The organism is Pantoea sp. PvP021, from assembly GCF_054056055.1.
This window is the reverse complement of record NZ_JBSRXX010000002.1, coordinates 373,027-399,214: the sequence shown is the minus strand read 5'-3', so window position 1 is coordinate 399,214 and position 26,188 is coordinate 373,027. Positions and strand designations below refer to the sequence as shown.

Below are 26,188 nucleotides of genomic sequence, written 5' to 3'. Positions count from 1 at the left end.
TTATTATCGGTTTCAACCACCTGATAGTCTTTCAGGAGACAAAGACAGGTCAGGCCCGTATAAATCTGCACACCCCCATCGCGATATATACTCTTTGATGCGTTGCCTTACTTTCATTACGACGTTTAAACCGCAATCGTATCCTGTCGTAACGTAACGTTCAGAGCTACGAGGCCTTACATCATCGCGACGCGATACTACATACTTCTTAAAGACTTACTTCGACTCCATTTAACAGGGTTATCATTAACTAACGAACAGTTTCAAAGAACAATGTTTAACAGAACCACCGACAACATCAACTCAAACACTTGTCGGCACCTTTAACACATAACACACCTTTGGTTTTCAGTCTATCAGGGCAACTGCACGCCGCTGATGAATCCTACTTTACGGGTATAAAAAACGATGTCAACACTGGTTTTAAAAACATGTTTATATTTGCAGTGAATTTTTCAGGCAATCATTTAGCTCTGAAACGCCCGTAAATTTATTATCAATGTTAAGAAAAATTGAGCCCTAATCTATTCAACCTGAATAATTAAGCAGGTCACTATCTATCCTGACACTTAACGGTAGCAATAAAAAAAGGCGCCCGCAGGCGCCCTCAGAACTCAGCATGCTGTAAAGATCTTTATTTCGCCAGGCTTGCCAGTAAAACCTTCGCGGTCTCGGCTGATGAACCTGGGTTCTGACCGGTAATCAGCAAGCCATCCTGAACCGTATAGGACTGCCAGTCATCGCCTCGTGAGTAGAGACCCCCGTTCTGTTTCAGCACATCTTCAACCAGGAACGGCACCACCTCAGTCAGGCCAACGCCCTCTTCTTCACTGTTCGTGAAGCCAGTAACTTTCTTTCCTTTGACCAGAGGCGTGCCATTAGCATTTTTCACATCACGCAGGACACCTGGAGCATGACAGACCAGCGCAACCGGTTTGCCCGCCTGCAGGGTTTGCTCAATCAGCGAAATGGAGTGTTTGTCGTTTGCCAGATCCCATAAAGGACCATGGCCGCCTGGATAGAAAACGGCATCAAACGCTTCCTGATCAACAGTATCAAGCTTGACGGTCGAGGCCAGTACTGCCTGAGCAGCAGAATCGGCATGGAAGCGGCGGGTCTCATCAGTCTGAGAATCGGGTTCATCACTTTTTGGATCGAGTGGAGGCTGTCCGCCCTTCGGTGAAGCCAGGGTAATCTCTGCGCCCGCATCAAGAAATGCATAGTAAGGTGCCGCAAGCTCTTCCAGCCAGAAACCGGTCTTCTTGCCAGTGGTGCCCAACTCATCATGCGAGGTCAAAACCATTAAAATTTTCATTTCCGCTCCATATAACAGTTAGTCGGTTTCAGGTGTAAGGATAGTCAGAACCAGCGTCTGAGCCGCTATCTTCTGCGTTGACCCGTTAATCATGGCGGGGTTACGAATATTTATGAAATTTATTTCTTCAATTTCAGTTATTCACATAGCATTATAGCTTAATGAAATACGATCTGAATTTACTGCCAGTTTTGCTGGTCATGATGGAAGAGCGCAACGTTACCCGCGCAGCGGAACGGCTTGGCATAACCCAGCCGGCGCTTTCTAATGCATTAAACCGGCTGCGTGAAACGCTCAACGATCCGCTATTTATCCGCGAGCGTTACGGGATGCGACCGACGCCGAAAGCGGAACAGCTGGCTCAGGTGGTCGGTGCTGCGCTGTCATCGATCGACAAGGTTATTCTTGGCCAGCAGGACTTTGATCCGCTTCATGCCACCCGGCTCTTCACGCTTGCGCCTAACAGCTATGTCGAATTCATCATGATGCCTGCCATCGTGGCTCGTCTGAGGAGCTGTGCGCCCGGCATCCGACTCCGCCTCACTCCTTTTGGCAATGACGTCACTGAAACCGGTGTGATTTCAGGTAATACCGATATGGTGCTGGGCCGTATCGTGGAGCCGCCCGACAATCTCGTCGTTCAGCACCTGATGAATGAAGGTCTGGCCTGCGTGATACGCGCCGATCATCCGCTGGTGGGCGAAAACCTCAGCGCGGAGCAATATGAGCAGCTAAAGCACGTCAACGTTCTGCCGCCTGGCCGTATGCGCGCCGGTTTATATCAGGCGCTTGAACAGCGAGGCCTGCGTCGTCAGGTTGCAGTCTCCGTCACACACTTTCTGGCCGTGCCGGAAATGATTGCGGTCACGGACTACTGCGCGACCCTGCCGCGTTTGATCTGTCAGCACCTTTCACGCGATCAGCGGCTCAGAATCATTCCCGCGCCGGTTGACCTGGGCACCTTTCCGGTTGAAATGGGCTGGCATGCACGCTATCGCGACGATCCTGCCCATCGCTGGTTCAGGGCGTTGATAACGGAGACGGCACAGTCGCTGTCTGATCCTCAGATAGACAATTAGCACGATCACCATTGCCGCACTAATAGTTAATATTGATATCATAACCTGAGTTACTATTATTCCCATCGGAGGCAAACATCCTCCCAATTCATAACTCAGGAATATGACCATGAAAAACGTAAAAGCACTTTCAATCGCCGCACTCGCAACTCTTTCTCTGATCTCTTTTGGCAGCTTTGCCGAGAGCGTTTCTGTCACCTCATCCACACTGGATGGCGCAGAATCAAAAATTGCTGCTCAGGCTCAGGAACAGGGTGCGCAGTATAAAATTACGGAAGCGAACACCAACAACCGTGTTCACATGACCGCAGAACTGTATAAATAACGGATGGTCGCAAACGGATTAGCCAGAAGAGGCTGCCCAATGGGCAGCCTTTTTTGTGTCCGATCAGGCCAGACGGGCGGCTGGGGCGCTACCGGTGCGCCACCATAGAATCAGCGCTGCCAGCGCAATTGCGCCGAGTACCGCAAACGCGGTGCTGTAAGAATAACGTGCGGCGATCATGCCCGTCATGGCGGGACTCAGCGCGGCACCTGCGCCCTGCATCAGCATAATAACGCTTTGCCCGGCGTTAACATGACCCGTACCCCGCAGCAGGGAGACAATATAGCCTGGCACCGCCACACCGAGAATCCCGGCCGCAATACCATCCAGAACCTGAACCGGAATGACAAAAATCGGCCCGGCAAAGCCGGCGGCGAGAACCGCGCGCAGCGGTAATATCATCAGGGCGATCATGATAAACAGGCGATAGCCGTGCGTATCAACGCGTTTAGATACCCACAGCGCGACCGGGATCATCACCAGTTGGGAAATCACCACCGTTGCCGCCGCGTAAAGGCCCGGACTGATCGCCGCCTGGCCGCCTGCCGAGGCGACGCGCATGCTCAGCATCGGCAGCAGCGCGGCATTGGCAAGATGAAACAGCAGCAGCGTCAAACCGGCGATCATCAGCGCCGGGTTTCGCAACAACATTGATAAGTGCAGCGCTGGCTGACGCTCTTCATGCGGTTCATAACCGCGCGCCACATCGTTATCGATCTCATTTCCGCGAATTGCCAGCGTAGCGAAAGCAGCGAAAACCGCCATTACCGTCATAAGAATGAAAACGGCACCCATGCCCCAGTACCAGGCTGAAAAACCGGCCAGCAATGCAGCAATCGTATTCCCGCCATGATTAAACGCCTCGTTGCGTCCCATCTGCTGGTTAAAGCCGCGCTGACCCGTGAGCCCTAAGGTGATCCCCGCCACAGTCGGGCCGATAAACGCCGCAGCCAGGCCGGCTACAACCTGCGAGACCATCGCCGTCCAGGTCTGATTGCTGTACCACAGCAGCAGCGTGGCAACGGTAATCACCAGACAGCCCAGCAGCACAATGATTTTTTTATGGCGGGTCGCATCGGCGGCGATCCCTGCCGGCAGCGTGGCAAGTAATCCGGCGATACCGCCACAGGTCATTACCAGACCGATTTCGTCGGGTTGCCAGTGTCGCTCCGTAAGAAAGATGCCCAGAAATGGCCCCAGGCCGTCGCGGACATCGGCCAGAAAAAAGCTCATTAAACAGAGCGCGTAGAGTGAACGCTGAGACATGTTATTTCCCTGGAAGGTAAGTGTTAGAGGCAGTTGCGCTTCGGTTAAAAGGGAAATTATGTGTTACGACGTGGAAAGTCACCTTTCGTTATAGTAACAAAATGAAAAAGGCCACCCGTAAACGCTACGGATGGCCTTTTTCTATTCACTCAATAACGAGAGCGAACTATTTATCTGTGCCAAAACCCTGCTTCAGCAGTGCTGGCAGTACATCCGGGAAGTAGATGTTTTTATAGTAACCGCTGACGCTTTCGCTCCAGCTCTCACCGTCATTACGACCAATCGTCTTCCAATGCTGAACCATCTCATCGTTGTAGGTTGCAATCTGCTGCTCCAGACCCTGCGTCTGGTAAGTCTCATCATGGCGGAACGTCGCCAGAGGCAGACGTGGTTTCTGATGAGCCGGTTCGTCTACGTGACCGATTACCACACCCGCCACCGGGAAGGTCAGCGGCGGCAGCTCCAGCAGTGAAATCATCGCCTGTGGGTCGCGACGGATACCACCAATTGGCACAATCCCCAGACCTTCGGCACGCGCAGCCGCCATTACCGATCCCAGCGCGATACCGATATCGGTAGAACCCGACACGATACTCTCAATGCTCTGATGGGCGATCTGCTGCTGATCGACCGTGGCCATTCCCACGGCTGATTTATGCATATCCAGCACAAAGGTGATAAACACCGGTGCTTTGGCAATCCACGGCTGACCGCCTGCAATGGCGGCGATCTGTGCGCGACGTCCGGCATCACGCGTGATCACCACAGAAACCTGCTGCGAGTTTACTGATGTCGGTGCGCGATAAGCGGTACTGATAATCCGATCCAGCACAGCTTCATCGACAGGTTGCTCAGTGAAACTGCGTTCACTTTTATGACTTGTAAAAATATCAATCAGTTCGCTCATGGTTCCTCCCATATAAAGCGCAAGAATAGCAGCAAGTCACAAGGAAAAACTTAACCGCACTGGTCATGCTGTCGCGGCGTTTCTCAGCCTCCCCAGCGGCTTTTAAGATAGCTTACCGCCTGCTGAGTCTGCGGCTGATTCAGATAGTTCTCTCTGAACAGAATCGTGCCATCAATATTGGGGTTCGATTCATTAAGGTCGAGCTGCTTTTTCAGCTCCGGTACGCCGCCCTGCTGTGTCCAGTCAGGCTCAACTTTTGACGGCTCGCCCACTTTATAGAGAGCAAGGCCGATGTAGAGCCGGGTTTTAGTCGGTTTCACGACCTCTGCCCACCAGTTTGCCAGCACATCGTATCGGGCCGCCTGACGGGAAAAAGGCCAGTAGAGCTGAGGTGCAATGTAATCCAGCAAGCCCTGCTGCACCCAGCGGCGGGTATCGGCAAAAGCTTCATCATACGCCGCCGCTCCGCGGGTATCGGAACCGGCAGGATCATGCGACAGATTACGCCAGACGCCCGCCGGGCTGACACCAAACTCCACGTCCGGCTTCAGTTGTTTGATGGTACGTGACACCTGCTCAATCAGCTGCTGAGTATTGTGACGCCGCCAGTCCGCTTTGCTGGCAAACCCCTGACCGTAACGGCTGAAGGTCTGATTATCGTTGAGCAGTGAACCGGCAGATTCCGCATAGAAGTAGTCATCGAACTGCACACCGTCGATGGGATAACGCGCCACCACCTCGGCCACAATACTGGTGATCCAGTCACGCGCCTCAGGGATACCTGGATCGAGCACATAGCGATCGCCTGCAGTGCGGATCCAGTCGCGATGCAGCACAAAAACGCTGGCCGGGTGCAGTGACAGCGTGCGGTTCAGTTCACTGACGGTAGATGATTTAGTGTTTACCGACACCCGGTAAGGGTTGAACCAGGCATGGACTTTGATACCGCGCTTATGCGCCTCATCCAGCATAAACTGCAGCGGATCATAGCCCGGATCTTCACCAATTTTTCCTGTCAGCATATCTGACCAGGGGAGGATTTTTGAGGGCCAGAGCGCCGTGGCATCAGGCTTCACCTGAAAAAACACCGTGTTGATGCCCAGGCTTTTCAGCTTATCCAGCTTGTCGATCAGCGATTGCTGCTGCTGGCGGATACGCTGCGCCGGATTGGTGCCATTCACCGAGGCAACCGGCGGCCAGTCAAGACGTGAAACCGTAGCTAACCAGACGCCCCGCATCGGTTCCTGCGCATGAGGTTGTGCTGGCTTGCCGGGCGTCGGTAACGGCTGTTTCGTCACGGGCGGAAAAGGTGTGACCAGCGATTTCGGCGGCTCAGATGCGCAACTGACCAGCAACAACGCGGCAGCCAGCGCGGCGCCTCGCTTAATAGCCGCACGGGCCGGTGCAGTAAAGGGTTTAAAGGCGATGATAGACTCCAGTATTGTCTGGTCGGGGCGCAAAGAGGAGTATTCTCGGTGACTCTGATTAAATGTCAATGCGTTAGCACAGAGGCGGCAGTAAAACCGCCCTCCTTCAAAAAAAGCACCCTTGAACCCGCTAGCGCTGCGGAGTGAATACCATTCCGGCGGACGCAAGACAGGCTTTAAGTGTGCCAAACGCATCCTGACACTGCCGCTCATTGACGCAGGCGTAACCCAGCAGCAATCCGCGCGCCTCCTGAGGGTGCATATAATATTGCGAAAGTGGCCGTACTTTGACGCCGCGCTTTAGCGCCTCCGCGGCTATCGCCACGTCATCCGCGCCTGCTGGCAGCGGGATCACCAGATGCAGCCCCGCTTCATGATTGAATGCCGGTAAAAAGGCTGGCCCCAGATAGCGCTCGATCAGCCTGCAGAGAAACTGCCGCCGCTGGCGGTAAAGCAGGCGCATCCGGCGGATATGCTCCATGTAATGGCCCAGCCGGATAAACTCCGCCAGCGCACGCTGAATCAGCAGATGTCCGCCGCGATAGAGCTCTGCCGCGGCGATGCGCAACGGCTGTGCCAGCGGTTTCGGCACCACCATGTAGCCAATGCGCAGCGCGGGATAGAGCGTTTTGCTGAACGTTCCCATGTAAATGACCGGCGCATCCGCTTCCAGCCCCTGCAGTGAGGGATGAGGCTGGCCGGAAAAACGAAATTCGCTGTCGTAGTCATCTTCCACAATCCAGCTCTGATGGCGACGTGCAAGGGTGAGCAATGCCTGACGACGGGCCAGACTCAGATGCACACCCAGCGGATATTGATGAGAGGGCGTCACAAACACCATCTTTGGTGCCGGGCCGCTGTCCGGCACCAGTCCCTGCTCATCCACGGGCATCGCCCGAATCTTCAGGCCATTCATGCGCAGCAGATTGCGCGTTCCCCAGTAGCCTGGCTCCTCCATCCAGACCCGATCGCCAGGATCGCACAACACCCGGGTCACCAGATCAACCGCCTGATGAACCCCTTCGGTGATCAGGATCTGGTCAGCATCAGCCCTTACTGAACGTGCCACCCGCAGATAATCCACCAGCGCATGGCGCAGATCGGGACAGCCACCGCCGCTGCTGTAGACCAGGCGGTGAACGTCAGGTTCGCGATTCAGACGCGCCTGAATCTGACTGAACAGCTTGTGGGGGAATTCGGTCACATCGGGCGCGCCGGGGACAAACGCGCCCCACTGGTAAGGCGATGCTGTCGCGTGACCCAGCAGACTGGCGCCACGCTTCGACAGCGTTGCCGGTCGTTGCGCCTTCACCGCCTGAAGGTCGGCTATCGCATCGCTCTGCAGAGAGTTTTCCGGCAGCGTCTCTGCAATCCAGGTGCCGCTGCCGGTCCGCGCGGTAACATAGCCCTGAGCCATCAGGCTCTCATAAACATGCATAACCGTGTTTCGCGACACGCCCAGTTCGCGCGCCAGATCGCGGGTTGGCGGCAAACGGCTTCCGCGCGGAAACACCTCTTCAGCGATGGCGGCCTGCATGCAGTTCAGCAGCCGCTGATGTAATGAGCCAGTTCTTAAAAACTGTAACCGCGCTAATAGATGATCTGCGTATAAGAGTCGCAATTGGCTCCACCTTTCCTCTGACAATTGGCTCTGGCAACTCACCACGCCTCAGGCATAAATAAACGTGTTTGTCGGGAATTGTAAACACGCATATTAACGAGGTGGAATAAATGAGCGAAAAAAATAACCTGTTGCAGCAGCGCAAAGCACAGGCTCTCCCCAAAGGTATCGGTACGCTGTGCGACTGGTACGTTGCCCGGGCAGAGAACGCCACCTTATGGGATCAGGAGGGTAACAGCTGGATCGACTTCGCGGGCGGCATCGCGGTACTGAACACCGGCCACCGCCATCCACGCATTGAACAGGCGATTGCCGATCAATTAACAAAGTTTACCCATACGGCTTTCCAGATCACCCCTTACGAAAGCTACATCGCACTGGCCGAGCGTATTAATCAGCGGATTCCCATCGCCGGTGCGGCGAAAACGGCCTTCTTCACCACCGGGGCTGAAGCTGTAGAAAATGCCGTAAAAGTGGCGCGTGCCTATACCCGCCGCCACGGCATCATCACCTTTGGTAACGCATTCCATGGCCGCACCTTTATGACCATGGCGATGACCGGAAAAGTGGCGCCTTACAAACGGGATTTCGGCCCGATGCCGCCGTCAGTCTTCCATGCACGCTATCCCAGCGCGGTTCAGGGGATCAGCATCGAGGCGGCACTGACCAGCCTTGAAGAAATTTTTACGCAGGACATTGCGCCCCATGACGTCGCCGCGATCGTGCTGGAGCCGGTGCAGGGCGAAGGTGGATTCCATGCGGCACCTGCAGAGTTTATGGTGCAGTTGCGGGAGCTGGCTGACCGTCACGGCATTCTGCTGATTGCGGATGAAGTCCAGAGTGGATTTGCCCGTACCGGCAAGCTGTTTGCCATGGAACACTACCCGGTGAAGGCCGATATCATCACCATGGCGAAAAGCCTGGCAGGCGGGATGCCGCTCTCCGCGGTCGCCGGTCGTGCAGAGGTGATGGATGCACCTGCACCAGGTGGTCTGGGCGGAACCTATGCCGGAAACCCGCTGGCTATCGCCTCGGCCCATGCGGTGCTGGATGTAATTGAAGAGGAGCAGCTCTGCCAGCGCGCCGTTGATCTCGGTGCCCGGCTTGAAGCAGAACTCCAGGAACATCAACGCAAACATCCGGATATTGCTGAAGTGCGTGCGCTGGGTTCGATGGTGGCGATGGAGTTCTATCAGGCCAGCACCGCGCAGGCGGTTCAGAAGATGGCGATGGAACAGGGCTTGCTGCTGCTGACCTGCGGAGCCAAAGGCAACGTCATCCGCTTCCTCTACCCGCTCACCATTCCGGATGCGCAGTTCAGCCTGGCGCTGACCATTCTCTCCACGGTGATCGATCACTGTGTCGCACCCGCCGGACATCCCGTCGTCCCGGCCTGATTTCGCTGACGCGTTAACGCAAGTTCATCCCCGTTCGTCCGGCCATCCAGGCCGGACGTCGACAGGAGACGTTTACATGACGATGACTCAGAGTGCGAATGCAGATTCGCTGGCTCAAAACCTGAAACCGCGCCACGTGCGTATGCTCTCAATTGCGGGCGTGATTGGCGCCGGGCTGTTTGTTGGCTCCGGCCATGCTATTTCTGAAGCGGGCCCCGCGGTGCTGATCTCTTATGCCGCTGCCGGTGCGCTGGTGGTCCTGATTATGCGGATGCTGGCCGAGATGGCCGTCGCCTCACCCGATTCAGGCTCGTTCTCAACCTACGCCGATAAAGCGCTGGGACGCTGGGCCGGATTTACCATCGGCTGGCTCTACTGGTGGTTCTGGGTGTTGGTGATCCCGCTGGAAGCCAATGCGGCGGGAACCATTCTTCATGCCTGGTTCCCCGATGTCGCCATCTGGCAGTTCACGTTTGCTATCACCCTGTTGCTGACCATTACCAATCTGCTCAGCGTGAAAAATTATGGTGAGTTTGAGTTCTGGTTTGCATTGATCAAAGTCGTTGCCATCATCCTGTTCCTGGGCGTGGCAGGTGCGGCAGTGTTTGGTGTGCTGCCTGACAGCAATACCAGCGGCCTGTCGCATCTCTATGACACTCACGGATTTATGCCAAATGGTATCGGCGCGGTAGTGGCTGCCATCCTGACCACCATGTTCTCTTTTATGGGCACAGAAATTGTCACGATTGCCGCCGCAGAGTCGAAGAATCCCGGCAAGCAGATTACTCAGGCGACTAACTCCGTCATCTGGCGTATTGCACTGTTCTATCTGCTGTCGATTTTCTTTGTGGTGGCGCTGGTGCCGTGGAATGCGCCAGGGCTGGTTGAACAGGGTTCATGGCAGACGGTGTTACAGGCGATGAACATCCCGCACGCCCGACTGATTGTCGATCTGGTGGTACTGATGGCGGTGTGCAGTTGTCTTAACTCTGCGCTTTATACCTCATCGCGCATGCTCTACTCCCTGTCACGCCGCAAAGATGCACCGGCGGCTGCCTCACGCACCAATCGCAGCGGCACGCCGTGGATTGCTGTGCTGCTCTCTACCGCGGCTGCATTTCTGGCGGTGATCGCCAATTATCTGGCGCCCAGCGTGGTGTTTGAATTTTTACTGGCCACGTCGGGAGCGATTGCACTGCTGGTCTATCTGGTGATCGCTGCGTCCCACCTGGTGCTGCGTAAAAAGCGCGAGAAAGCGGGTGAAGTCCTGAGTTACCGGATGTGGTTATTTCCTGGCCTGACGTGGGTCACTATCCTGTTTATCGTCACGGTGCTGGTAATCATGTTGTTTGATGCGAAACATCAGGCTGAATTACTGGCAACCGGCGGTTTGACACTGCTGATTATTACCACCAGCCTGGTGCTGCGTCGTAAAAAGGAGAAGCGTCAGAATACGAAATATTTTACTCAGCGCTCTTCTGACTCTTACTGATCTTCACGCAAGCTTTTTATAAATTAAACCCACCTTTGACAGCAAAGGTGGTTTTTTTTGCATATCAACAGATGCAACGCGTATTAACCCTCGATTATGCAAGGGATTAATAAGATGCACACATTATCTGCTGATGATGAATACGGTAAACTGAATTCCCCGATGCTGACTTAAAAATTTCAAAAAAGATACTTCACTGGCTCTTAGTGACTTAATGATAAACCCTGTATTGGTTATGGGTTTATATCTTTAGGTTCCATGTCACCGTTGCTGCTAAGGCATTGCACTGTCGTTCAGAATAAAACTTCAGGAGAAGCGTTAAAGATAGGTAACGTAAAGTATCCCTTTGCTCTTTTCAGGATTAAACCAGTGCATTTTTACTTCCAGAGGTAACTTGGTCAGCGATTCGGGATTCATCAGGTCAGCAGTAGTGACCACAGCCTTACCACTGGCGGGATCAAAACAGTCAAACACGACAGGATTTTGTCCGACATTCATATTACATGAACCATTAGTAATGGCTCCGCTGAAGGTGAGCATGCCTGAATTTGAATCCGCAATAACCGGTCCGGCCAGGGCAATCAGCAGCGTGCTAATGCAGACAGATAAAAAAGATTTCATTGTGCGTCCTCCTGAGTATGTATCACCTGTTATCGGCTCACATTCCCAAAGATTAAGTGCTGAGTGAACGAATAAATGTAAATTTACGAACGCTTAGCCCAATGAAATCCCTTAAAAAACTTTTGTTAAGAATAATCCTAATCCAGCCAGCTAACGAGAGTGTAGACCATCGCTGGATAAATTTTCTTTCTTACATTCATTTTTTATTATGGCCTTGTAGCAGCAAATCATGGCCGCCTGTTACTTAATGACGCTTTGAAATAGTTAACACGCAATGCATAGCGCCTTCCGTTAGTGGAAAAGGTCATGATTAATGTGACGGTGGTAAACAGCAGGTAACTCTTCGCGCTTTAGATGACTTTACTACGCTGCTATTAAAGGCTTCCGTTGATCATGATTGAACAGTCAATATAAAATATCCGAAGAGAACGTTTATTTTACTCAAGCCATTCTCCTGCTGATTAATATTGCCAAAACACGTTCAGCTTATTCCAGATACTGGCTGAAACGCAGCAGATAACCATCGGGGTCCTGCACCAGAAACTCCCGCTGACAGGCGGTGGTCTCGCCGATGTCATAGTGGTTGTCCCGAAGCGGCCGATAGAGCGGAACAGCATGCTGCTGCAAACGCGTCAGCACAGCCTGAACATCATCGACTTCAATCTGGAAATTAATACCCCGCCCCAGCGGCCAGCGCAGATCGGCTATGTTCCAGCCCTGCGGGTGGAACTGCTCAATCATCAATTGCACCTCTCCATAGCAGAGGTAAGCAAAATCAGGCTGCTGGCGCTGAATTCTCACACTGAAACCCAGCACCACGGTGTAAAAATGCAGCGAAGCGGCAAAGTCAGTGACGGTCAGTTCTGGCACCATAGGGTTCCAGTAATGGGTTTGATTATCACTCATAGTAAGGTTCCATTTTGATCGGTTACTCGCCCCTCTGATCACCGGTTCTGGATTCTGCTTTGCAGCTCATCCAGCATCAGCCGCAGTGCGGCAGACTGGTGCTCACGCGACAGGTAAAGCCCCCATATGCCAATACGTTGCGGCTCATAATCGGGCAGTAATTTTACCAGCTTCCCTGTTTCCAGTGCATGGCGAGCCTCCTGCTCAGGCACCATCGCTATCCCGCAATGCGCTATCGCCGCGTCACACAATAGTGAAGAGATACCCGCACTGAAATTTCCTCTGACGGCAACCGCGATTTTCTCCCCGCCAGCCGCCGTAAAATGCCAGCTCTGTCCGGCAAAGCGACTGTAGTAGAGGCAATTATGCTGAGCCAGATCGTCCGGGGTTTCCGGGTTACCCCGCGCCTTAAGATACTCAGGTGAAGCGCAGAGTACAGAACAGCATTCGCCAAGACGGCGTGCGATCGCCCCCGGCTCTGGCGAGTCGGTGATGCGAATAGCGAGATCGATACGCTCACCAATCAGGCTTACTGGCTGATTGTTAATTTCCAGCTCAATGCGCAGTGCCGGATAACGCGCCAGAAAATCGGGGATCACCGGGCCGACAAGATGAAGAGCCGTAAAGTGGGCGCAGGCGATGCGAAGCGTTCCGGCCGGGACGCCCTGGGTGGTTTCCTGCTGGATCGCCTCTGAGAGCAGGGCCAGCTGACGGGTTTTTTGCAGGATCGCCTCACCGGCAGGCGTAAGGGTCAGCTGGCGCGAAGAGCGATGCAGCAGACGCGTTCCCGCCCACTTTTCCATCTCCTCCAGATAACGGCTGACCATCGGGCGAGAGATCCCCAGCGATCGTGAGGCGGCACTCAGGCTGCCCAGTTCACATATCCGGTTGAAAACGGCTGCCGCCGTGACTCTGTCCATCCACTCCACCTGTTCGGATTATGAAACTCAGCATCTCTGATTGCGGGAATTCTAACAGATAGCCAGATGCGTAGAATAGCGCCACTGATACTGAACATCGCCCGTTACGCCTGCCTGAATCGGGCATTTATCTCTGAGGATCCTCAATGAAAACTACGCTGTTACCTGTGATGCTGGTGCTGGCCTCGGCCTCCGCCAGCGCAGCCACCCTGCAACTGCAAACCTATAATCCGCAGGAAAAGGGCATCTTTGCCGTCTCCTCAACACTGGTTACCGGGCCAACCGAAGCGATTCTGTTTGATGCCCAGTTCAGCACCCAGGACGGTGAAAAACTGGCAGAGATGATTAAAAAGAGCGGAAAAACGTTAAAGGAAATTGTGATCACTTCTGGCGATCCCGATTTCTACTTTGGTCTGGAGCCAATTGTTAAAGCCTGGCCGGACGTGAAGGTGGTTGCCGCGCCGGCGGTGGTGAAGCATATCCAGCAGACGCATGACGCCAAGCTGAAATACTGGGGTCCACAGATGAAGCAGGGCGCGCCGGATAAGGTGTTTGTGCCTGAAGTGACCCATCAGACCCGCTTTAGCGTCGACGGCGAGGTGCTGGAGCTGCGTCATCCGGAGCAATACGCCGCTTATATCTGGATCCCGTCTGCGAGCACCATTCTGGGCGGTACCGCCCTCTCCTCTGGCATTCATGTCTGGACGGCTGACACCCAGACCGTTCAGAGCCGCGCTGAATGGCGTCATATCCTGACCGAAATGCAGACGCTGAACGCGAAGAACGTGATTCCGGGTCACTATCTCGGTGCCCGTCCGGCCGGTTCACAGGCGGTGGATTTCACCCTGAATTATCTGAAGAGTTTTGAAGCGGCGCTGGCGCAACATAAAACCTCAGCGCAGGTGATTACCGCCATGAAAGCCGCCTGGCCGAAACTGGCAGAACCGGCTTCACTGGAACTCAGCGCCAAAGTCAATACCGGCGAGTTGAAGTGGTAAACCCCGCTGAGAGGCCAGCTGACTACCAGGGTTGCAACGTTTAAGCAGACCCGGCTGAACCCATTGACCTGATCTAAAGATGCCCGGGCGCTATCTTTTAGCCAGATAGCGCCTGTCATCGCGCGCCTGCAACCGCGCCTCCACTGGTGAGGGGAAGATATAGTGAAACAGATCGCGGTAAAAACTCAGGTGCTTCAGCAATCCTTCCTGTATGGATTTACTGATGTCTTTGATCAGAAATTCCTGGGTGGTGCTGAAGTTAGTCACGCTAAAAAAGGTTTTGTCATAGACGTTGACCACACCTTCCCATTTCATCACCTGCTCTTCCGGGGAAGCCCCTTCAGAGGCGACAAATATCCCTTTATGGGATTTCACACCCTGTTTGCTGACATAGGTAGTTAACGCATCATAGCCGCGCTTGTTACGCCAGCGACAGAATTCGTAGGGCACATCGTAATGGGGCAGCACAAAGTCCGGACTATGAAAATGTTCATCACCAATTAACCCATCCAGCGTGACCGTGAAATGCAGAAAGTCCTGCAGGAAGTCGAACTGGCGGGTTTTAGTCAGTGTGACATTAATGGTGTAGTGACCTGCATGCACATACCAGTAATTGGTAAAGCCGGTGACCAGAATACAGAACGCCTGCCAGTCACTGAGTCTTCGATCCCCCGCCAGCCCCCTGAAACGACTGATCATCATCCGTGATTTGGGATGCTGATACGCTTTCAGCAGCGGATCGTTCATACCTTTCAGTAACATCAGGCACACTCCTTGATAGATTGCGCTTATCCTGCCACGCCCTGATCAGGGTGAAAAGTGTCGTTGGTCTGAATGTGACCCCCTTAAGATTGGGCGGGAGGCGTGAACTTATGAGGCGAATTGGGGAAACGGGTGCGCCTGGAGACCTTATAACTCTTAAGTGTGATTTTGCCCTTCTGAAGCTCCCTAAGCTCCTGCACACTTGTCATCACTTCACTGAAAATATCGCGTTCAGTCATGTCTTAAACCTTTTTTGATCACGTTCAGTGCGGTCGCCAAGGCATCACGCTGCTGCTTCGTCAGATCGTCGCGTTGATCTTTATCACAGATAGTAAAGAGAATTTGAGGGCCAATGGAACGAAAACGTATGTTAGTAAAGTAACTGGCTGATAAACATTCACATAATAGACATGAAAAATACCCTATAAATGATTTTTAGATCGTGAAATGGCAATTAATAGGCATTGATGTCTACTAATCGATTTTTTATACGATTATTTTTCTCTTATCGTACATTTCCGTTTAATTGGCCCTCGACCCCAGTTATCAGCACGGCCGCTTCTCTAACGGACAACCCCCAAGAAGAGTGCAGGCACGACCTCAAGAAAATATTTATTCGACTACCGAAGACACTTATGACATAAAAATATACTCTTCCAGTACTTATAAACTTATGGTCAGGGAAATGGGACTAAGATTTCGAAAATCAATAAGTATAATGCCGGGAGTCAGGCTAAACCTCAGTGGTTCAGGTGCGAGCATGAGCGTGGGGCCGCGAGGTGCATCTGTGTCGTTCGGTAAGAGAGGAACATACGCAAACTTTGGTCTGCCAGGCACCGGCCTTAGCTACCGGACACGGCTGGACCGGGCCAGTTCTTCAAGCAGACAGAGAGCACTTCAAGCCGAAGCAAATGGACACCTGCGTGATGAACTTGAGAGGGAAGTCGAGGCGTTAAACAGCGCGGTGGAGGCCATCATTAATATCCATTTGCTGACGCCTGATCCCAGAAACGGGCATACATACTCTGAGTTACTTCATCATTACCGTGAACTGGCACTTAAGCCATACGCAGTACCCGCCCCCATGCGCCCGGAAAAACCCGTCCCGTTAGCTGAACCTACACAGCCTGGTGATGATCATGGCCGTGGTTTCATTGGCCGGATGTTCGAATCTGCAGACGCACGTCAGGAACGACAGCGTCTGAATCTGGAAAGATGGCAACGTGAAGTCGAAATGTGCCAGCAGGAAAATGCGCTAACCCTGAAGCGATACCAGACGGCTCGCCAGCTCTGGGCAGAACAATACTCGCACTGGCAGTATGACGCTGCAGAACACGATAAAAAGATTCAGCATGCAGCTGGTGATATCGACCGCCGTTTTGACGCCGACAGCGGGTATTTCGAATCATTACTGACTGAGGTACTACAGGCAACTGACTGGCCCCGTGAAACGTTAGTGGCCTTCCAGGTTGAACCAGAACGCTCTGCCATCCTGATAGAAGTCGACTGCCCGGAAGTTGAAGATATGCCTACTTCGACGGTTCGGTTAAACGCAAAGGGAACGGAGATTCTGGAAAAGGAAATTTCACAGAAGGCAGTCAGGGAAAGATACGCGCTACACGTTCACGGCATACTGATGCGAGTAGCCGGTATGGCATTCTGTGCCCTTCCCTTTGAGAAGGTAGTTATTAGCGGCTTCACACAGCGCATAAGCAAGCAAAGTGGTTTTCTGGAAGATGAGTATATTGTTTCTGCAAGGATCAACCGACGGGATTTTGAGGGGTTGAATTTCAGCAATCTGGATTACGTCAACCCGGTAGAGGCTTTTGAGCGCTTCGAAGTACAAAGACGCATGAGCTCAACATACCTCTTCCAGCCCATCACGCCATTCAGTGCTTAATAAAAACCGGCCTCATGGCCGGTTATACTTATTCAGCGGCAGATACCCTCTTTACGCGCTGCATCTAACCACTCCCTGAACTCAACCAGCAGCTGGTCATAGAGGTATTCATCGCTCAGGCGATCGTAGTTATCGATCGGGAAAAAGTGGGTGTTATCGACCGGACGTCCGCTAAGGTTGTCGAGCTTCTCCAGAATCCCGTAATTGTTGCCGCCCAGACCAACGAACTTGAAGAATATCGGGCAACCAGAGGATTCGACGATCTTCTCTTTAATTTCACGGGTCTTGTTGATGCCGCCATCTGTGATGAAAACGACATACACTGGCAAGGTTGAATTTCTGAATTCACGAATGATATCAGCCAGCACTGGGGGTTCGTTGTTCGTACCGCCAAGGCCAGGCAGAATTTCCCACATGCCCTTCTTGCCGTCTTTCTGAATCCGTTCAATGTAACCATCCAGATTGTCTAGGGTCACATCTTCATACCGTTTGTGTTTTTCGGCAAAACCCCAGACCGGCATTAAACCATCATCATCGAACTGGACAGCCAGAGCTGCAATCCTTTCTAAAACTTTCTGCACATTGCCTTTCTTGAACTGCGCGGTCATTGACCCGGATGCATCCAGTACAAAGGCAACTTGGGCTTTTACGTCTGAGAGACGATGCTTTTCCAGGCTGACGCGTATGGGTTTCGCCAGGCTGACCAGTGCCGGTGCCTTCGCCAGCTTTTTCTCCAGGCTAACAGTCGTATTTGAGGTAGGAACAGGCGCTGAAGATGGAGCTGGTTCAGGGCTTGCGACATCCACCCCAAAGTGAAGAGCCAGCGGATGCAGACCACCATCAAATCCCTGACCTACAGCTCGAATTTTGAATTGCCCATTGTGGCGATAGATATGGGCTACGATCAGCGCCTTCTCACTTCTTCCCTGCAGCGACACGTTAAATGTATGGCCGTCGACAGTCATTTTGAGCTGTTCAAGTCCATCCAGTGTATCCGGACCGTCAATCACAACGGTCAGGGCAATTTTGGAAACAGATGAGGGAAGAGTGGTCAGATCGACAGCAAAGAAGGTATCACCCTGCTCAGAGCGCATAGTGACACTTTTATTCGCGTTGCTGTTGTTGTTGAAGAAGAGCATATCTTCATCTGAATGCGTTTTATCATTTTCTCCCAGGAGAAAAGCCGATGCATCTAAGTCGCTGCGAAATGTTGTCTTCTGAGTATAGGAGAGGCGAACCTCTATCTGGCTGGCACTAATAACAGTATTCTGACCGGGTAAAAGATCCATATTAATCCCCATTAATCACGTTACACCTGCCAACACAGGCAAAAAAAAGCCCCTTCAAAGTGGAAGAGGCTGATACAGCGTTTTTATTTAGATGCTGACGCCATGCTGTGAAGCCAGAGCGGACAGGCCACCCGCAAACCCTTGGCCTACGGCTTTGAACTTCCACTCACCGTTGTGGCGATACAGTTCGCCGAATACCATTGCTGTTTCGGTGCTGGCATCTTCAGACAGGTCGTAACGCGCGATTTCCGCATTGTTGTCTTCGTTCACGATGCGGATGTAAGCGTTAGATACCATGCCGAAGTTTTGCTTACGGGCTTCAGCGTCATAGATGGTGACGGCAAAGACCGCTTTCTGAACGTCAGCCGGTACCGTAGCTAGGGAGATTTTAACCTGTTCATCATCACCCTCGCCTTCACCAGTACGGTTGTCACCCTGGTGAACGACAGAGCCGTCCGGGCTTTTTGCATTGTTGAAGAAAACGAAATGCTGATCGCTCAGCACTTTTCCGTCTGCGCCAACCAGGAATACAGAGGCATCCAGATCGAATGCCTGACCATCAGTCGCACGAGAGTCCCAGCCAAGACCTGCGATTGCTTTGGTCATGGTTGGTGCTTCTTTGGACAGGTTTACGTTACCGCCTTTCGTCAGGTTTACTGCCATGTTTAATTCCTCATTGCTTTTGGCTAATGCCCGGTTAAACCGGGCGTAAGATCAGTGCGTAATGTGAAACTCTATTAAGACGCGTTGATACCGTACTGAGCACAAACTGAACCCAGACCACCAGCATAACCCTGGCCTACGGCACGGAATTTCCATTCCCCAGCATGGCGATACAGTTCGCCAAACAGCATTGCGGTTTCAGTGCTGGCATCCTCAGACAGATCGTAGCGAGCGGCTTCAACATTGCTGTCGTTGTTCACCAGGCGAATGAAGGCATTCGCGACCTGACCGAAAGACTGACGGCGTGTGGTTGCATCGTGGATGGTAACCACGAACACAATTTTGGTCACTTCCTGTGGTACGCGGTTCAGTTCAATAATCAGTGATTCGTCATCGCCTTCACCTTCGCCGGTTCGGTTGTCACCGGTATGGGTAACGGAACCGTCAGAGGATTTCAGGTTGTTGTAGAAGATGAAGTCGTTATCACCACGAACTTTGCCAGCGTCAGTCAGCAGGAAAGCTGATGCATCCAGGTCGAAGTCCTGACCATCGGTAGAGCGGGTATCCCAGCCCAGACCGATTTTCACGTTTTTCAAAGTCGGGTCCACTTTAGAAAGTGATACGTTGCCGCCTTTAGAGAGAGTCACTGCCATGTTGTTATCCTCAAATCGTGTTGGTGCATACCTTGTATGCTGTGATTAACGACGCGGTTAACCGCGCCCTTCTTCTTTATGCTCGTCTTTAGCCGGGAAAAGTAGGCTTACAATGATACCTACTGCCAGTACACCCATAACCACGTAGAGGCTCATAGTCGCACTGATTGAATAGCCGTGATGGAAAAAGTGCTCAGTTGCGTTCAGACCCAGCTTCACGGCGATGAAGAACAGTAAAACGATAACGGCTTTTTCCAAATGAACCAGATACTGCTTCAGTCCCTCAAGCACAAAGTAAAGCGTACGCAAGCCGAGGATAGCGAACATCATGGCGCTGTATACGATCAGTGGCTCACGGCTGACCGCGATGACTGCAGGAACTGAATCGAATGCAAACATCACATCTGAAAGTTCAACAACGGCTAAACAGAGAAGCATCGGGGTTGCGTAACGCGCTGCTTTGGACATGCGTCCCACCTGAACATCGGCATTTTCTGGTTTAGCCAACTCTGCATCCACTTCCTTCTGGCTGATTACGAATGCATTACCCTTGAGCTTTGGCCAGATAGGATAGAATCGTTTGACCATGCGGTAAGCTAGATGCTGCGAGTAGTCTTCGATTCCATCGTCATCATTGCCGCCTTTCAGCATCATTACCGCAGTCCAGCCCACGATGACTGCGAACACAACTTCCACCCACGGGCCCAGAGCAAGCAGACTGGTACCGATGGCAACGAAAATGCCACGGAACACGATTGCGCCGATAATCCCCCAATACAACACGCGATGACGAAAGTTATTCGGAATGGCGAACCATGAGAAAATAGCCATCATGACAAACAGGTTGTCGACCGACAGCACTTTTTCCAAGGCGTAACCCGTTACGAACAGACTCGCAACTTCCGGACCGTGATGGATGTACAGGAAGCCCGCAAATGCCAGCGCCATGAAGATCCAGAAGACCGACCAGGCTGCAGCGCTCCTCAGAGAGATTGGCTTGTCATGGCGGTGCATGAACAAATCGATAAAAATGGCACCGACTGACAGCAGAAGGAAAACTGCTACTGTCTCGATCGGGAACCCGATGTGGGTGGATTGCATGTGTTTAGCTCCAGAGATTGAAAGTCAGTAACCGTTACAGGCCAAACTCGCTGGTCGTAAAGCCGAGGGCTTCAATGATTTCGCGAGCGTTTGCCATTTCCGTTTCATCAAAATTACCGTCACTTTTCGCCACAGCGATGCCTACACGGACAGCTAACTGTGCCTGCTCTGGTTTATTTTTAAGTGCAAGGATGTACTTCATGGTTTCGCCCTTCCCAACTTCAATGTCGAAATTGAAGGACGTCACCAGCTTGTTGAAAAATTCGATCACTTCAGTAGTGTCGAAGATGCTCAGCTCAGGCGATTCTCGCAGGAACCCCATCATTTTCATCTTCTCTTCAGAACTGACGCCATCGCTTGAGACAGCAATACGAGCGCAGACTGCAACTGTACCTTCGAGGAAGGCGCGGTTTTTGTAGCGCCCAACCTGTTTGGTCAGCTCATCACGACCGGAATTAAATGACTCTTTAAGCTTATTGAAGAAACTCATGTCTAACCCTCTTAGATAACTACTTAGAGCCTGCTTTCCAGTTGAAACCCCAACCGAATGCCTGATCCAGCTCCTGATGTCCGCTGAAATAACGGTTGATACGCTCCACGCGGATCGCACCTCCTTCATTCACCAGACGGGCAATGGCGCACATATTCTGACGGTTGTTACCTTCAGTCATGAACGTTTCAACCGGTGGCTGTCCCGGCACAGTGATGGTCACTGAACCATCGGTGTTTTCCCAGCTAGGTACGCCTTCATAAATAAAGGCAAAAACCAGCACCTCACGGATGTGTTTCCATTCAGAACCGTTGATATGTATCCACTCACCGTCCCTGACGGAACCCGTACGATCGTCACCCTGAAGTTCGACATAAGGTTCATTTCGGAAGCTGCCAAACTGATTACCCAGCGCCTGAACAATCGTGCGGTGTCCATCAGAGAGCTCAACAAACGCAGCAAGGTCCAGATCGATACCTTTATTGTTGCTGAAGATGCCTTTGAAGAAGCCGCCGTCAGAGCGACTGTGCTGATTCCAGTTCAGGTTTACGCGTATCTGGCCGTAATCATCCTTTTTCGTCAGGCTGATTGAGGGCTTTTCCTTGGTCAGGCTGACCTTACTCAGGTTAACCTTTGCTGGAGCTGGAGCTGGCGGAGGTGTCGGGCTGGCTGAAGGAGCATCTAAGATATCCACTCCAAAGTGTTCAGCCAGAGGTTGAAGACCCCCGTTAAACCCTTGTGACACAAAGCGGAACTTCCATTCTCCATTACGTCGGTAGAGCTCACCCAGAATCAGCGCCGCCTCAGTACGCCCTGTGAGGTCGACATGACTGCGCAAGATAACGTTGCCATTCGCTTCAACCTGAATCGCCAGGCGCTCGGTCTGAGAAACATTTTTTCCTGCATCACAGGTTGCGGTGAAAGCCACCTTTTGCACATCATGATGCAGCTGCGGCAGATTGACCGAAAACATGATTTCATTACCAGATGAGGAGTAACGGATGGTGCTGTCATCATTCTCTCGCTGGCCGTAAAAAATCATATCCAGATCGCCACGCACCTTACTGTTGTCATACAGACGGAAGGACGACACATCTACGGGTGTGCCGGAGGATATACGCACCACCAGCGACTGGTTAGGAACGGAGGCATTGCCCCCCGGCGTCAGGTTCATTAGCGGGTTACCGCTTGGATATCAGGGATCATGTCCTGAATGGTACGGCCACGCGATGTATTACCGTGAGCGGTAAAGTTCCACTCACCGCCGCTGCGGCTCAGAGAAGCGATGATGACCGCCGTGTGTGAGCCCTGCTCAGTGAGTGTGTATTTAGCCAGCTCTTTGCCCTGCTGATCGACAACGCGGCAGAAAGCATTTTCGACATCATTGAAGCTCTGTCCTGTAAAACTGTTTACTGTGAGGACCAGGTGCTCAACATTTGATGGGAGACGGGACAGGTCAGCGATGATTGTTTCGTCGTCACCATTACCTTCGCCTGTACGGTTGTCACCACTGTGCTGAATTGAGCCATCGTTAGACTTCAGCTGGCGGAACCAGACTGTATCAATAACGTTGCCCGAAGTGCCTAACATGACGCAGCTTGCATCGAGGTCGATGCTGTCACCACCGCCAAGTAACTTGCCAAACAATCCTTTCTTTTTGGCAGGATCCCAGCCGAGGCCGAACTGAATTTGTGAAATTGCGCTGCTGGATTTAGCTAACGAAATCGTCTGATTCTTACTTAAAGATACCATCACATCCCCTTACTGATAGGTGTTATTGCTGTAGTAAAATCGTCGATAATTTCAAAGAAAGACAATCATAACATGACTTTTTTCACTCGCAATAATGCAATACTATGGTGACACTTTAATAATGATTATATTGCTGATACAGAAGGCTATTTATTTTATTTATGAAATTAAGTCAAATTATGTAAAGACCTAAATTTTAGTTTAAATACGACAAACCTCAAATAATCATAATATGATTGCTTAAGAAAACAGATATGCCTACACTCACCTAATCGTCATTTCAGCATCAAATCTAAGGAATACTTCAGCATGGCTAAACCTGTATCCATCTGGTTTATGGAGGGCGTATCGTCTCAGAAAGACATGCTTGCCTTAGTGAAAATGGCCCGCACAGAGTTTGACAAGGATTTCAGTATCATTGCGTCCCACCGAAGTGAGCGCCCTGAAATCCTTTCTGAAGCAGATATTGCTTATCTTGAGCCTGATGAAACCGAAGACCTGCTCCCGTTTATTGTCGGCATCTGCAGAAAGCATAATGTCGTCGCCATTCATGCCGGAAAACGTGGGCATCTTCTCGAACGCTATCGTTATGCCATCGAAGAGATGGGCGTAAGGCTGACGACCGGTGCGACGAACCTTGAGACCTTTGAGCTGGCCGATAACAAAGCAGAGTTCAGTATCAGGATGATGATGTATGGTCTGCCATCCGTCGTTTCAGTAAAAGTACAAAGCCCTGATGAACTTTCCAGCGCGCTTGAAGACTTTGAATCCCGGGGGGTGCTGCCATGCATCAAGCCAGTGAAAGGCATTTATGGCTTGGGATTCTGGATCCTCAAGCGCACTGCTAAAACCCTCAGCTTTTATAATAATCCTGACTACCGACAGATACATCCTGATGTCGCGATTGCTTCATTGCAGAGAGCGGAACTGGCCGGAGAAGAGTTACCGATACAGATAGTCATGCCGTATCTTCCCGGACCAGAATGTTCAGTAGACATGCTGGTCGAAAATGGCTGCGTCCTGGCCGCTGTCGCCAGGACTAAAGTCGGTTCATTGCAAACGCTTGAGAACGAGGGACCTGCTTATCAGCTTGCCATCGATTGTGCAAAAGCACTCGGTGCGGATGGATTGATTAACGTGCAGACCCGCAACGATGAAAATGGTATGCCCGTCCTGCTGGAAGCTAATCTCCGCCCGTCTGGAGGAATAGGCTACACAGCTCACAGTGAAGTGAATTTGCCTGGGCTTTATGCACTAAGGCAGCTGGGTATCATTTCTGATGATGACGTCCTGGTAAATGCTTTGCGCTTTAAATCCACCACAGTGATACCCACGCATTCAGTCAAGCCACTGCCGTTTTGCAGCATCACTCCATCACCGACTTCCAATAATTAGAAATAAGGCAGGAAGACATGACCCCTTCACAACAACAGGTTTATCAGCGTGAGCTCACTAGCGGAACTCTGACCGTGAAAACTAACAGCGCGATTGAGCTCGAAATGCTTTTCGACATCGCTCAGCGCAATAATCCTAAACGTGCCTTCCTGTTTGTCAGCAAAGTCCTGGGCCGCCACATCCCGGTTGCACCTGGGTTGATGAAGGAGACCTATGTCCAGCTGGCCGCTGGCATTCCTGCTGACTTACCTGAGCCGGTTCTGTTTATCGGCATGGCAGAAACAGCCGTCGGTCTAGCTGCAGGGGTATTCCGTGAGGCCAGCTCGCGCGTAGCAGAGCCTGTATTTCTGACCAGCACACGTCATCCGGTCGACGGCGAACTACTTTGTGAATTCAAAGAAGATCACAGTCACGCCACAGATCACCTCATCTACCAGCCGGAAGATGACACACTGCGTCGACGTGCATTAAATGCCCGAACTCTGGTTCTTATCGATGATGAAGCCACTACAGGTAAAACGTTTTTGAATCTGTTACAGGCTCTTCGCGATGCGGGTCTTTCGGACGTGACACGTGTGGTAACTGTTACACTCACTGACTGGAGCAACAATGCCATTACCAACAGTTGCCCACTCCCGGTTGACGTCGTCTCGCTCGTGAAAGGGGAGTGGAAATGGGAGCCTCGCCTGAATGCACCCGTCCCAGCTATGCCATCCGTGAACGTCACAGCAAGCGGCACAGTTCCTGTGTCCGTTCGCCAGGACTGGGGCCGACTGGGTATGCATGAGACGACGTCTAAACTGGGCAACCATCTCCAGACTGAGCCCGGTGAAACCATTCTCGTTATAGGCTCAGGGGAATTTATCTGGCAGCCCTTCCTGCTGGCTGAACGACTGGAAAATGAAGGAGCAATCGTGAAGTTTAGTTCTCTTACACGTTCTCCCATTGCGCAGGGAATGGCAATTGAGTCAATCATTGCGTTCACCGATAACTACGGTCTCGGTATCCCTAATTTTGTCTATAACGTCGCTCATCAGAGCTTTGAGCGCGTGATTGTCTGCGTTGAAACACCCTGTTCGTCCGTCTGCCCGCAGCTACTCGCTGCACTCAGTAAGGTCGCTCCACGTGTTGAGGTCATTTGCTATGAATAAGCCGCTTGCTCTTTGCGATCTGGATGACACGTTGTTTCAGACGAAACGAAAGATGCTCTATGAAAACAGCCAGATTCCTTATCGCACAGGTGCCCTTGATCGGGAGCTTCAACCAAGAAGCTTTATGTCCGAAGAACAGTCGATGATGGTGGACTGGCTTCTTACAACCGCAGAACTTATTCCAGTTACTGCCCGTGGCACAGAAGAAACTTCACGCGTCCAAATCCCATTTAATTCATGGAAAGTCATGACGCATGGCGCTGTTATCACTAACCCGGACGGATCAATTAACGAAGAATGGGCGCGCGTTGTCAAAACGGCACTGTCAGGTATGCGTGAACAGCTCATTTCATATCAGGAGAGGCTGAGCGCTCAGCTACTGGACTCAGGTGTGAATGCATGGTGCCGCATGAACTATGAATATGACGGCACACCAGTGTATTTCGTCATGAAGCATCAGGACAGTACTCGTATAAAGGAGCTTTTTGACTTTAATGCGAACGCTGTAAAAGCATTTGACACAACAGATTTTTATATTCATCAAAACGGCAACAATGTTGCCTGGATCCCCAACTGTGTTCAAAAGGGGTTGGCCGTTGAGTGGCTTCTAAAGAAACTGCGCGAGGAACGCGGCGCGTTTCCTGTGCTAGGGCTTGGCGACAGCCTCAGCGACCACACATTCATGAAGCACTGCCACTGGTTTGGCATGCCATCCAGAAGTCAGTTTGCTGATGCAGTCAGTCAGAAATTGTTTTAGA

The 26,188-nt window shown here is 51.9% G+C and carries 25 protein-coding genes; 9 read left to right on the top strand and 16 right to left on the bottom strand.

Translation table 11 applies throughout. The features are described 5' to 3' along the window. Positions 1 to 634: 634 nt before the first annotated feature. A complete protein-coding gene (locus tag ACVKSX_RS11020) occupies positions 635 to 1,315 on the bottom strand; it encodes a type 1 glutamine amidotransferase domain-containing protein (RefSeq protein WP_033760671.1) in 681 nt (226 codons plus the stop codon). Positions 1,316 to 1,476: 161 nt separating this feature from the next. On the opposite strand from ACVKSX_RS11020, the gene ACVKSX_RS11015 reads away from it, so the two are divergent. Continuing rightward, the gene (locus tag ACVKSX_RS11015) at positions 1,477 to 2,394 is read left to right on the top strand and encodes a LysR substrate-binding domain-containing protein (protein WP_236352495.1); all 918 of its coding nucleotides are present in this window, start codon (positions 1,477 to 1,479) and stop codon (positions 2,392 to 2,394) included. A 109-nt stretch (positions 2,395 to 2,503) separates the two neighbouring features. After that, the gene (locus ACVKSX_RS11010) at positions 2,504 to 2,719 is read left to right on the top strand and encodes a YdgH/BhsA/McbA-like domain containing protein (protein WP_010246960.1); all 216 of its coding nucleotides are present in this window, start codon (positions 2,504 to 2,506) and stop codon (positions 2,717 to 2,719) included. Between the two features lie 63 nt (positions 2,720 to 2,782). On the opposite strand, the gene ACVKSX_RS11005 is transcribed toward ACVKSX_RS11010, so the two are convergent. The 4 genes from ACVKSX_RS11005 to pdxR form a co-directional block, all read right to left on the bottom strand. Then, on the bottom strand, positions 2,783 to 3,985 hold the full coding sequence (locus tag ACVKSX_RS11005) for an MFS transporter (protein WP_010246959.1): 1,203 nt from the start codon (positions 3,983 to 3,985) through the stop codon (positions 2,783 to 2,785). 166 nt (positions 3,986 to 4,151) lie between these two features. Beyond that, complete coding sequence (locus ACVKSX_RS11000; RefSeq protein ID WP_354438636.1) at positions 4,152 to 4,892, bottom strand: nitroreductase family protein; 741 nt, start codon at positions 4,890 to 4,892, stop codon at positions 4,152 to 4,154. Between the two features lie 83 nt (positions 4,893 to 4,975). Further along, on the bottom strand, positions 4,976 to 6,352 hold the full coding sequence (locus ACVKSX_RS10995; protein WP_194716229.1) for a glycoside hydrolase family 10 protein: 1,377 nt from the start codon (positions 6,350 to 6,352) through the stop codon (positions 4,976 to 4,978). Between the two features lie 97 nt (positions 6,353 to 6,449). Further along, the gene (pdxR, locus tag ACVKSX_RS10990; protein WP_182500568.1) at positions 6,450 to 7,940 is read right to left on the bottom strand and encodes a MocR-like pyridoxine biosynthesis transcription factor PdxR; all 1,491 of its coding nucleotides are present in this window, start codon (positions 7,938 to 7,940) and stop codon (positions 6,450 to 6,452) included. Between the two features lie 110 nt (positions 7,941 to 8,050). Here pdxR and gabT point away from each other — a divergent pair, with 110 nt between their 5' ends. Together gabT and gabP are read left to right on the top strand one after the other, a co-directional pair. Then, positions 8,051 to 9,337, top strand: coding sequence for a 4-aminobutyrate--2-oxoglutarate transaminase (gene gabT / locus ACVKSX_RS10985; RefSeq protein WP_354438638.1), 1,287 nt, complete (start codon positions 8,051 to 8,053; stop codon positions 9,335 to 9,337). A gap of 76 nt (positions 9,338 to 9,413) precedes the next feature. Beyond that, positions 9,414 to 10,829 carry a GABA permease gene (gene gabP, locus ACVKSX_RS10980; protein WP_264367463.1) on the top strand — a complete coding sequence of 472 codons (1,416 nt, stop codon included), beginning with the start codon at positions 9,414 to 9,416 and terminating at the stop codon, positions 10,827 to 10,829. A 318-nt stretch (positions 10,830 to 11,147) separates the two neighbouring features. Here gabP and ACVKSX_RS10975 read toward each other — a convergent pair whose 3' ends face one another. The 3 genes from ACVKSX_RS10975 to ACVKSX_RS10965 all read right to left on the bottom strand — a co-directional run bounded on the left by ACVKSX_RS10975 (position 11,148) and on the right by ACVKSX_RS10965 (position 13,276). Then, a complete protein-coding gene (locus ACVKSX_RS10975; RefSeq protein ID WP_033787153.1) occupies positions 11,148 to 11,450 on the bottom strand; it encodes a hypothetical protein in 303 nt (100 codons plus the stop codon). A gap of 486 nt (positions 11,451 to 11,936) precedes the next feature. Further along, a complete protein-coding gene (locus ACVKSX_RS10970; RefSeq protein ID WP_167423133.1) occupies positions 11,937 to 12,356 on the bottom strand; it encodes a bleomycin resistance protein in 420 nt (139 codons plus the stop codon). Positions 12,357 to 12,394: 38 nt separating this feature from the next. Then, positions 12,395 to 13,276, bottom strand: a complete 882-nt coding sequence (locus ACVKSX_RS10965; protein WP_191917377.1) for a LysR family transcriptional regulator — start codon at positions 13,274 to 13,276, stop codon at positions 12,395 to 12,397. Positions 13,277 to 13,422: 146 nt separating this feature from the next. Between ACVKSX_RS10965 and ACVKSX_RS10960 the strand changes: the two genes are divergently transcribed. Next, a complete protein-coding gene (locus ACVKSX_RS10960; protein ID WP_354438641.1) occupies positions 13,423 to 14,274 on the top strand; it encodes a Vmh family MBL fold metallo-hydrolase in 852 nt (283 codons plus the stop codon). 90 nt (positions 14,275 to 14,364) lie between these two features. Here the strand turns inward: ACVKSX_RS10960 and ACVKSX_RS10955 are convergent, their stop codons facing one another. After that, positions 14,365 to 15,036, bottom strand: a complete 672-nt coding sequence (locus tag ACVKSX_RS10955; RefSeq protein ID WP_354438642.1) for a hypothetical protein — start codon at positions 15,034 to 15,036, stop codon at positions 14,365 to 14,367. 685 nt (positions 15,037 to 15,721) lie between these two features. Here ACVKSX_RS10955 and ACVKSX_RS10950 point away from each other — a divergent pair. Continuing rightward, entirely contained in the window at positions 15,722 to 16,936 is a 1,215-nt protein-coding gene (locus ACVKSX_RS10950; RefSeq protein WP_163763512.1) for a DUF4236 domain-containing protein, read from the top strand. A 32-nt stretch (positions 16,937 to 16,968) separates the two neighbouring features. Here the strand turns inward: ACVKSX_RS10950 and ACVKSX_RS10945 are convergent, their stop codons facing one another. The 7 genes from ACVKSX_RS10945 to ACVKSX_RS10915 form a co-directional block, all read right to left on the bottom strand. After that, a complete protein-coding gene (locus ACVKSX_RS10945) occupies positions 16,969 to 18,225 on the bottom strand; it encodes a VWA domain-containing protein (protein ID WP_236352469.1) in 1,257 nt (418 codons plus the stop codon). Positions 18,226 to 18,312: 87 nt separating this feature from the next. Further along, complete coding sequence (locus ACVKSX_RS10940; protein ID WP_033760720.1) at positions 18,313 to 18,888, bottom strand: TerD family protein; 576 nt, start codon at positions 18,886 to 18,888, stop codon at positions 18,313 to 18,315. A gap of 74 nt (positions 18,889 to 18,962) precedes the next feature. Next, the gene (locus ACVKSX_RS10935; RefSeq protein ID WP_013360015.1) at positions 18,963 to 19,541 is read right to left on the bottom strand and encodes a TerD family protein; all 579 of its coding nucleotides are present in this window, start codon (positions 19,539 to 19,541) and stop codon (positions 18,963 to 18,965) included. A gap of 57 nt (positions 19,542 to 19,598) precedes the next feature. Further along, on the bottom strand, positions 19,599 to 20,642 hold the full coding sequence (locus ACVKSX_RS10930; protein ID WP_132499184.1) for a TerC/Alx family metal homeostasis membrane protein: 1,044 nt from the start codon (positions 20,640 to 20,642) through the stop codon (positions 19,599 to 19,601). 34 nt (positions 20,643 to 20,676) lie between these two features. Further along, a complete protein-coding gene (locus ACVKSX_RS10925) occupies positions 20,677 to 21,132 on the bottom strand; it encodes a tellurite resistance TerB family protein (RefSeq protein WP_033760726.1) in 456 nt (151 codons plus the stop codon). A gap of 19 nt (positions 21,133 to 21,151) precedes the next feature. Continuing rightward, complete coding sequence (locus ACVKSX_RS10920; protein ID WP_354438643.1) at positions 21,152 to 22,306, bottom strand: TerD family protein; 1,155 nt, start codon at positions 22,304 to 22,306, stop codon at positions 21,152 to 21,154. After that, the gene (locus tag ACVKSX_RS10915) at positions 22,306 to 22,884 is read right to left on the bottom strand and encodes a TerD family protein (RefSeq protein WP_033760730.1); all 579 of its coding nucleotides are present in this window, start codon (positions 22,882 to 22,884) and stop codon (positions 22,306 to 22,308) included. Before ACVKSX_RS10915 ends, ACVKSX_RS10920 begins: the two co-directional genes overlap by 1 nt. Before the next feature lie 309 nt (positions 22,885 to 23,193). Between ACVKSX_RS10915 and ACVKSX_RS10910 the strand changes: the two genes are divergently transcribed. Genes ACVKSX_RS10910 through ACVKSX_RS10900 form a run of 3 tightly spaced genes read left to right on the top strand, consistent with a single transcriptional unit; the run spans position 23,194 to position 26,187 of the window. After that, a complete protein-coding gene (locus ACVKSX_RS10910; RefSeq protein ID WP_132499186.1) occupies positions 23,194 to 24,279 on the top strand; it encodes an ATP-grasp domain-containing protein in 1,086 nt (361 codons plus the stop codon). 17 nt (positions 24,280 to 24,296) lie between these two features. Further along, positions 24,297 to 25,430 carry a phosphoribosyltransferase domain-containing protein gene (locus ACVKSX_RS10905; protein ID WP_354438644.1) on the top strand — a complete coding sequence of 378 codons (1,134 nt, stop codon included), beginning with the start codon at positions 24,297 to 24,299 and terminating at the stop codon, positions 25,428 to 25,430. Continuing rightward, complete coding sequence (locus tag ACVKSX_RS10900) at positions 25,423 to 26,187, top strand: hypothetical protein (RefSeq protein ID WP_132499190.1); 765 nt, start codon at positions 25,423 to 25,425, stop codon at positions 26,185 to 26,187. Before ACVKSX_RS10905 ends, ACVKSX_RS10900 begins: the two co-directional genes overlap by 8 nt. Position 26,188 lies beyond the last annotated feature (1 nt).

Excerpts from the sequence above, each read along its gene's own strand:
- ACVKSX_RS11020 (WP_033760671.1), bottom strand. The coding sequence starts at position 1,315 with ATGAAAATTTTAATGGTTTTGACCTCGCATGATGAGTTGGGCACCACT.
- ACVKSX_RS11015 (WP_236352495.1), top strand. The coding sequence starts at position 1,477 with ATGAAATACGATCTGAATTTACTGCCAGTTTTGCTGGTCATGATGGAA.
- ACVKSX_RS11010 (WP_010246960.1), top strand. The coding sequence starts at position 2,504 with ATGAAAAACGTAAAAGCACTTTCAATCGCCGCACTCGCAACTCTTTCT.
- ACVKSX_RS11005 (WP_010246959.1), bottom strand. The coding sequence starts at position 3,985 with ATGTCTCAGCGTTCACTCTACGCGCTCTGTTTAATGAGCTTTTTTCTG.
- ACVKSX_RS11000 (WP_354438636.1), bottom strand. The coding sequence starts at position 4,892 with ATGAGCGAACTGATTGATATTTTTACAAGTCATAAAAGTGAACGCAGT.
- gabT (WP_354438638.1), top strand. The coding sequence starts at position 8,051 with ATGAGCGAAAAAAATAACCTGTTGCAGCAGCGCAAAGCACAGGCTCTC.
- gabP (WP_264367463.1), top strand. The coding sequence starts at position 9,414 with ATGACGATGACTCAGAGTGCGAATGCAGATTCGCTGGCTCAAAACCTG.
- ACVKSX_RS10975 (WP_033787153.1), bottom strand. The coding sequence starts at position 11,450 with ATGAAATCTTTTTTATCTGTCTGCATTAGCACGCTGCTGATTGCCCTG.
- ACVKSX_RS10970 (WP_167423133.1), bottom strand. The coding sequence starts at position 12,356 with ATGAGTGATAATCAAACCCATTACTGGAACCCTATGGTGCCAGAACTG.
- ACVKSX_RS10965 (WP_191917377.1), bottom strand. The coding sequence starts at position 13,276 with ATGGACAGAGTCACGGCGGCAGCCGTTTTCAACCGGATATGTGAACTG.
- ACVKSX_RS10960 (WP_354438641.1), top strand. The coding sequence starts at position 13,423 with ATGAAAACTACGCTGTTACCTGTGATGCTGGTGCTGGCCTCGGCCTCC.
- ACVKSX_RS10955 (WP_354438642.1), bottom strand. The coding sequence starts at position 15,036 with ATGTTACTGAAAGGTATGAACGATCCGCTGCTGAAAGCGTATCAGCAT.
- ACVKSX_RS10950 (WP_163763512.1), top strand. The coding sequence starts at position 15,722 with ATGGGACTAAGATTTCGAAAATCAATAAGTATAATGCCGGGAGTCAGG.
- ACVKSX_RS10945 (WP_236352469.1), bottom strand. The coding sequence starts at position 18,225 with ATGGATCTTTTACCCGGTCAGAATACTGTTATTAGTGCCAGCCAGATA.
- ACVKSX_RS10940 (WP_033760720.1), bottom strand. The coding sequence starts at position 18,888 with ATGGCAGTAAACCTGACGAAAGGCGGTAACGTAAACCTGTCCAAAGAA.
- ACVKSX_RS10935 (WP_013360015.1), bottom strand. The coding sequence starts at position 19,541 with ATGGCAGTGACTCTCTCTAAAGGCGGCAACGTATCACTTTCTAAAGTG.
- ACVKSX_RS10930 (WP_132499184.1), bottom strand. The coding sequence starts at position 20,642 with ATGCAATCCACCCACATCGGGTTCCCGATCGAGACAGTAGCAGTTTTC.
- ACVKSX_RS10925 (WP_033760726.1), bottom strand. The coding sequence starts at position 21,132 with ATGAGTTTCTTCAATAAGCTTAAAGAGTCATTTAATTCCGGTCGTGAT.
- ACVKSX_RS10920 (WP_354438643.1), bottom strand. The coding sequence starts at position 22,306 with ATGAACCTGACGCCGGGGGGCAATGCCTCCGTTCCTAACCAGTCGCTG.
- ACVKSX_RS10915 (WP_033760730.1), bottom strand. The coding sequence starts at position 22,884 with ATGGTATCTTTAAGTAAGAATCAGACGATTTCGTTAGCTAAATCCAGC.
- ACVKSX_RS10910 (WP_132499186.1), top strand. The coding sequence starts at position 23,194 with ATGGCTAAACCTGTATCCATCTGGTTTATGGAGGGCGTATCGTCTCAG.
- ACVKSX_RS10905 (WP_354438644.1), top strand. The coding sequence starts at position 24,297 with ATGACCCCTTCACAACAACAGGTTTATCAGCGTGAGCTCACTAGCGGA.
- ACVKSX_RS10900 (WP_132499190.1), top strand. The coding sequence starts at position 25,423 with ATGAATAAGCCGCTTGCTCTTTGCGATCTGGATGACACGTTGTTTCAG.